Annotated in this window: 6 protein-coding genes; 4 read left to right on the plus strand and 2 right to left on the minus strand. The window is 68.6% G+C overall.

What is annotated here, in order from left to right:
* Window positions 1-68: 68 nt before the first annotated feature.
* Together R5H29_RS14825 and R5H29_RS14830 are read right to left on the minus strand one after the other, a co-directional pair.
* On the minus strand, window positions 69-743 hold the full coding sequence (locus R5H29_RS14825) for a hypothetical protein (protein ID WP_332329368.1): 675 nt from the start codon (window positions 741-743) through the stop codon (window positions 69-71).
* A gap of 39 nt (window positions 744-782) precedes the next feature.
* A complete protein-coding gene (locus R5H29_RS14830; protein WP_227852941.1) occupies window positions 783-1295 on the minus strand; it encodes a hypothetical protein in 513 nt (170 codons plus the stop codon).
* Between the two features lie 284 nt (window positions 1296-1579).
* Between R5H29_RS14830 and R5H29_RS14835 the strand changes: the two genes are divergently transcribed.
* From R5H29_RS14835 to R5H29_RS14850, 4 genes are all read left to right on the plus strand, one after another.
* Complete coding sequence (locus R5H29_RS14835; protein WP_332329369.1) at window positions 1580-2470, plus strand: hypothetical protein; 891 nt, start codon at window positions 1580-1582, stop codon at window positions 2468-2470.
* A gap of 265 nt (window positions 2471-2735) precedes the next feature.
* Window positions 2736-5225, plus strand: coding sequence for a DEAD/DEAH box helicase (locus R5H29_RS14840; protein WP_332329370.1), 2490 nt, complete (start codon window positions 2736-2738; stop codon window positions 5223-5225).
* Window positions 5222-6244 (plus strand): ribonuclease H-like domain-containing protein, encoded by a 1023-nt coding sequence (locus R5H29_RS14845; protein WP_332329371.1) that lies wholly within the window; start codon window positions 5222-5224, stop codon window positions 6242-6244. Before R5H29_RS14840 ends, R5H29_RS14845 begins: the two co-directional genes overlap by 4 nt.
* A gap of 78 nt (window positions 6245-6322) precedes the next feature.
* Window positions 6323-6637: an I78 family peptidase inhibitor gene (locus R5H29_RS14850; RefSeq protein ID WP_019661967.1), complete on the plus strand. Its 315-nt coding sequence runs from the start codon at window positions 6323-6325 to the stop codon at window positions 6635-6637.
* Window positions 6638-6843 lie beyond the last annotated feature (206 nt).

The raw sequence follows: 6843 nt of genomic DNA on the forward strand, positions 1-6843 counted from the left end.
CCGCCGTTGGATCGCGCACAGCATCCACGCGTGGCGTGGATCTACCGGCCCCATCCCTCATGCGCCCTTCAACGTTTTCCGGCGCGCCGGTACACACCGTTGAAACGCACGTTCATGCCACCGCATTCGCTGTTGTCGGCCACGATCAGTACCTCACCCAGCGAATGCACTCGCACCCTGCAGGTGTCCTCGACGAATTCCACATCAGCACCGCGCGGCGTCGCCCGCGCTTCCACCTGGCCCATGTTCGGCCCGTAGGGACGCTGTTCCGGCGTGGGGTTGGCTGAGGGCCAGTAGGCGTCACCCTCCACATGAAGTTGCCCGCCCTGCACGCGGATCTTCAGGCCGTTGTCGCCATCCTTCCACTCGCCCGCCCAATCCTGCAGCGCTGGCACGACCACCGGCAACGCCTGCAGCTTGCTGCGGTCGACCCAGCCGGCGCTGCCGCCCACCTTGTTCGGGAAGAACGCGCAGCGGTAACGGCCCAGGTCGCGACCGGTCACCACCGTATCGCCGTTGACCACATAGCTGCGCTGGCGGCAGGCCGGTTCGCCCTTGGCGGGGCAGCCATCCATGTCGCCGAGCAGGTACAGGCGCGGTACATCGACCACCCGCGCCAGCGCGAACCGGCTCTGTTCGGAGGGGAATGCGCCATTGCGGCAGGCGCCGCCATCGGCGATATCGGACGCGAAGGCGGAGGCCGGCAGCAACGCGGCCAGCAGGCAGAACGAACGCAGGGACATGACAGCATTACCGGTGGGGGGCCAGCAGCATATACCGGCCTACTTCACTGGCGCTGTGTCGCCGGCATCCTGCTCCTGTGAGAACCGCAGCGCGCGCTGCTGCTGTTCGGCGCTGAGCTCTGGCGGTGGCCGCGCCACGGCCGCCTGGATCTGGTCCGGCCCGCCGGTGAGTTTGTTGATGCCTTTGGCTGCCGCCATCACACCCTTGACCACGCCCATCATGATGTAGCCACCGCCCATGCTGACCTGCTCCGGCGACGGCGGCTCGCTCCAGTCACGGCTGAAGCGGTTGTCGCCGAACTTCACCGGGTTCTTGAAGCGGTACAGGTCCACCGGCTCGTCATCCGGCTTGAGCGCGCGAACTTCTCCCAAGGTGGTGACGCCGTCCTGTGGCGGGGTGGTGGAGATCGGCGCGGGGGGTGCGGCCGGCGCATCTACAGGAGGTGCAGGCGCAGGACCAGACGCAGGCACCGACTGCTGCGCCTGCGCGATGCCCGCCAGCAACAGGCTGGCCAGCAGTGCTCCCTGCGTTCCCGGTCGTGCCACAGCCATCCACCCTGTTGGTTGCGTCCAGTGAACAAGGATACGGATGCGGGCTTCAGATTTCGTTGGCATCGGCGGGGGCATTCAGGGTGTGTCACGCATCGTCGCTGCGCGGACCGGGCACCGAAGTTTGCAACGAACTTCATTCCCCTCGGGGCGCGGGGACGGCATCCTGCGGTTTTCCCGGTAAGGCCCTCCTTGATGACAGCTCCCTCCACACGCCCGCCGCGTCGGCCAGTCGCCTGCTGATGTCGCGCGCGGCAGTACTGGTTGGTCTGGCGGTCGTGTGCCTGATGGTCATCGCGACCGCAGCCGAATGGACATCGCGTGTCCGCGCAGGCATCGCCTCGCTGCGCCGCAGCAGCACGCTGCGGACGCTGGGCGCGGACGAACACATGGCACTGGCACCGGTGCGCGCGTTGACCGGCTGCGACCATGACGACCAGATAAAGCGGCTGAGTGGCGCCTTCACCGGCGGGGCGTGGCGGAACAGCTTCCCGGTCGGTGACGGCTTTCTGGCTGGCATTCCCGTGCTGGTGCCAAGACAGGCATGGCCCTACCTCTCGGAAGACAATGAAGCTGACGTGGTACTGGGTGATCACGTGGCCATGGTGGTGCGTCTCAATGGCTTCACCATCGCTGCTGCACGGCCGGATGCAGCCACCAGCCGCGTCTGTGGCGAGCGCCTGGAGACACCCGAAGAAGTCTCGATGCGACGGGGTCCCGGCCTGCGCCCGTCCCCGCTGCTGATTGCCGCACTGGCGCTGTGGGCCGCCACCGGCGTCCCGGGCCTGCTCGCCATGCCGTTGCTCGCCATCGCCGGTCTTGCGGCCTGGCTGGGCTTCCCTCGCCGCAACGGCCCTGCGACAGCGCAGCGCGTGCTGCGGGTCCGCGGGCGCCTGCGCGCGTACCAGCGTACTGCCCAGACATCACGGGTGTGGTTGCTGGGCAATGACCGGCGTGTGCAGCTTCCAGCGGAATGGGAGCACGCTGCGGCATTCTCCCGCAGGCGCTCGATGCTGCTGGATGTGCGCGCCTGTGACGGCGCAGTGCTGGGCGCTGGCACGGCGTGGTGCCTGGCCAGCGACCGACGCCGCTATCCGCCCCCGGGAGGGTCCTGGCAACTGGCGTGGCTGGGCCTGCTGCTGTGCGTGCTGGTCTTCGGCGCCGCCTGGATGCCGTAGTCGCAGCGCCTGGAGCTGGGCTGGCCGCTTGCGTCTGGCTGGGGGGCGGTGGCATTGCTGGCGTTGGGCTGGCACGCGATGCGGATTGTGATCTGCATGGTGCAGTTCTTCCGCCGCAACGAGGCGCTTGAAGCGGACATCGCGCAGCGTCCGGACCCGTCCGTGGCAATGAACGGTTCACGCCCCTCGCGCGCGATGTCTCACATCCTGAGACGTGGATGTGGTGCCATGTGACCCCTCGCAATCCGTCCCGGCTCCACTTTCCATGGCCTACGAACTCGCCAAGCGCACCGCCGACGCCGAGCAGAAGCTCGCCACCCGCGACGGCCTGCCCGCCCGCGACGGCGCCCTGCTCAGCGCGCGCCTGCAGCGCCGCTACCAGGACCGCATCACCGGCAGCTTCGCCATTCCCGGCCGCGAAGGCCGCTACGCGCCCATTCCCAGGTCGGTGCCGCCGGCCCTGGCCGCGGCCCTGAAGGCACGCGGCATCGAGCAGCTCTACAGCCACCAGGCCGAGGCCTGGGAGGCCAGCCAGCGTGGTGAGCACGTGGCCATCGTCACCCCCACCGCCAGCGGCAAGTCGCTGTGCTACACCCTGCCCGTGGTCAGCGCGGCGATGCAGGACAAGGCCAAGGCGCTGTACCTGTTCCCGACCAAGGCGCTGGCACAGGACCAGGTGGCCGAGCTGCTGGAACTCAACCGTGCTGGCGATCTGGGCGTCAAGGCCTTCACCTTCGATGGCGATACCCCGGGTGATGCGCGCCAGGCGATCCGCCTGCATGGCGACATCGTGGTGTCCAATCCGGACATGCTGCACCAGGCGATCCTGCCGCATCACACCAAGTGGGCGCAGTTCTTCGAGAACCTGCGCTACATCGTCATCGACGAAGTACACACCTACCGCGGCGTGTTCGGCAGCCACGTCACCAACGTGCTGCGCCGGCTCAAGCGCATCTGCGCGTTCTACGGCGTGCAACCGCAGTTCATCCTGTGCTCGGCCACCATCGGCAACCCGCAGGCACATGCCGAGGCGCTGATCGAGGCGCCGGTCACCGCCATCACCGAATCCGGCGCGCCCAGCGGGCCGAAACAGGTGCTGCTGTGGAACCCGCCGGTGATCAATCCGGACCTGGGCCTGCGCGCCTCGGCGCGGTCGCAGAGCAACCGCATCGCGCGCATCGCGATCAAGTCCGGGCTGAAGACCCTGGTGTTCGCGCAGACCCGGTTGATGGTCGAAGTGCTGACCAAGTACCTGAAGGACATCTTCGACCACGACCCGCGCAAACCGCCGCGCATCCGCGCCTACCGCGGTGGCTACCTGCCCACCGAGCGGCGCGAGACCGAGCGCGCGATGCGTGCCGGCAACATCGACGGCATCGTCAGCACGTCGGCGCTGGAACTGGGCGTGGATATCGGCAGCCTGGACGTGGTCATCCTCAATGGTTACCCCGGCAGCGTGGCCGCCACCTGGCAGCGCTTTGGCCGTGCCGGTCGCCGCCAGCAGCCCGCGCTGGGGGTGATGGTGGCCAGTTCGCAGCCGCTGGACCAGTACGTGGTGCGGCATCCGGACTTCTTCGCCGAGGCCTCGCCCGAGCACGCGCGTATCGCGCCGGACCAGCCGCTGATCCTGTTCGACCATATCCGGTGCGCGGCCTTCGAGCTGCCGTTCCGGGTCGGCGATGGCTTCGGCCCGATCGATCCGGAGGTATTCCTGGAAGCGCTGGCAGAGACCGAAGTGATCCACCGCGAAGGCGAGCGCTGGGAATGGATTGCCGACAGTTATCCCGCCAATGCGGTCAGCCTGCGCGCGGTGGCCGACGGTAACTTCGTGGTGGTCGACCGCAGCGATGGCCGCCAGCAGATCATCGCCGAGGTCGATTACTCCGCCGCCGCACTCACCCTGTACGAAGGGGCGATCCACATGGTGCAGTCCACCCCGTACCAGGTGGAGACGCTGGACTGGGAGGGCCGCAAGGCCTACGTCACCCGTACCCACGTGGACTACTACACCGACAGCATCGACTTCACCAAGCTCAAGGTGCTGGACCGTTTCGACGGCGGCGTGGCCGGCCGTGGCGATTCGCACCATGGCGAAGTGCATGTAGTGCGGCGCGTGGCCGGCTACAAGAAGATCCGCTATTACACCCACGAAAACATCGGCTACGGCCCGGTGAACCTGCCTGACCAGGAACTGCACACCACGGCGGTGTGGTGGCAGCTGCCTCAGGCGCTGCTGCTGCGTGCGTTCGCCAGCAAGCAGGATGCACTGGATGGTTTTCTCGGCGCCGCCTACGCGCTGCACATCGTTGCCACCGTGGCGGTGATGGCCGATGCGCGCGACCTGCAGAAGTCGGTCGGCAACGGCGATGGTTCCTGGTTCGCCATCGCCGACCAGAGTGGCCGTGGCCAGCTACGCGGCAGCGAGGGCGATCCCACTGGAGTGGAGCTGCTGCAGGAATTCGTGCCCACCGTGTACCTGTACGACAATTTCCCCGGCGGTGTCGGCCTCAGCGAACCGCTGTGGCAACGCCAGGCCGAGCTGGTGCAGCGCGCGCGCGAACTGGTGCAGCGCTGCGACTGCAAGGCTGGCTGCCCGGCCTGCGTGGGTCCGGTGCTGGCCGCGCAGGAAGACGATGAGACTTCGCCGCGCACGCTGGCGCTGCGCGTGCTCGACCTGTTCGATGCCGACGCCTGCCAGGATGTGCCCGACGTGGTGATCACCACGCGCGAGCCGATGGAGTTGCTGGCACCGTGAGCCTGAGCCTGGACAAGCTGCGCCTGCTGCGGAAGCAGGCCGGCGACCCGAAGGCGAGCACACCGGCCGCGCCGGACGTGCCCCCTGCGCCACCGGCATCCGTGGCCGCCAACGATGCGCGGCAACCACCGGCCGAACGTTCGGTGTTCGCCTGGGTCGAACAGGAAATCCGCCACAAGCCGACCGGCGCTGCGGCCTCCGCACCGGCACCCACACCGCTGCGTCGGCCGGAAGTAGGCAGCCTGCATCGCCTGCTCGGCCTGCGCTCCCGCGGCAGTGCCACGCCGGCACGCGCCAGCGCACAGGATCGTCAGCTGCCCGGCGAGGAGATCGCACCGGGCCTGTTCCTGATCGAATCGCTGCAGCCGCAACCAATCCCGACCACCCCGCTGTCATTGGCCTTCGCCAAGCGCGAGGACCAGCACGTAGCTGCGCGCGACCTGCTGTTCTTCGATACCGAGACCACCGGCCTGGCCGGTGGCACCGGCACGCGTGCCTTCATGATCGGCGCTGCGGACTGGCACACGTGCCCGCAACGCGGCGACGGCCTGCGCGTCCGCCAGCTGCTGATGTCGACGATGGCCGCCGAAGAGGCCATGCTTGCCACCTTCGCCAGCTGGCTGCAGCCCTCCACCGTGTTCTGCAGCTACAACGGCCGCAGCTACGATGCGCCGCTGCTGAAGGCGCGCTACCGGCTGGCGCGCCAACGCGATCCGATCACCGCGCTGGACCATGTGGACCTGCTCTACCCCACCCGTCGCCGCTATCGCGGCACCTGGGAGAACTGCAAGCTGTCCACCATCGAGCGGCAATTGCTGCGCGTGGTCCGCGAGGACGACCTGCCCGGTTCGGAAGCACCCGGTGCATGGCTGCGTTTCCTGCGTGGCGGCGACGCGGTGAACCTGCGCCGGGTGGCCGATCACAATCATCAGGACGTGGTGACGCTGGCCTTGCTGCTGCAGCGGCTGGTGCGCGAGGAACAGCGCGAGCGCGAGACACTGGCGCTGGTCGGGCAGTAATGACACGGGGCAGCGTTGACATGCCCTGACGGTGGCAGCGGTGACACTGCCGCCACCATCCACGCCTGGAGCCCGACGATGCGCCTCAATCCCCTGGTCCTGCTCGCCATCCTGCCCTTGGCCGCCTGCAGCCATGCCGGCAGCAGTACCGCGCATGAGACCACGCCGCCACCGGCGGCCGATGGCCCGCATGAGTGCCAGCCCGACAAGCTTGAACCCTTCACCGGCAAGACCGCCGACGAGGCCACCGTGAAGCAGCTGGTCAGCGCCAGCGGCGCGCGCAATGCACGGGTGGTCAAGCCTGGCATGGCGGTGACCATGGACTTCCGCCAGGACCGCGTGACCGTGCAGGTGGATGCGCAGAACCGCATCGAACGCGCCAGCTGCGGTTGATGTTCCGCTGGTAGCGCCGGGGCCGGCCCCGCGCCCTGCCGCGGCAGGGGGGGCGGGGGGGGGGGCGGGCCGGGGCCGGCCGGGGCCCGACCCAGTGGCGGTTGGGCCGGGCGGCGCGCCGGCAGGGCGCGGCCGATACCGCCGTTTCAGAGGCGCTCGGCCTTGCCGCTGGCCAGTGCACGCGCGATCACCTGCTGTGCCTGCTG

The organism is Stenotrophomonas sp. A3_2 (genome assembly GCF_036624925.1).
GTDB lineage: Bacteria > Pseudomonadota > Gammaproteobacteria > Xanthomonadales > Xanthomonadaceae > Stenotrophomonas > Stenotrophomonas hibiscicola.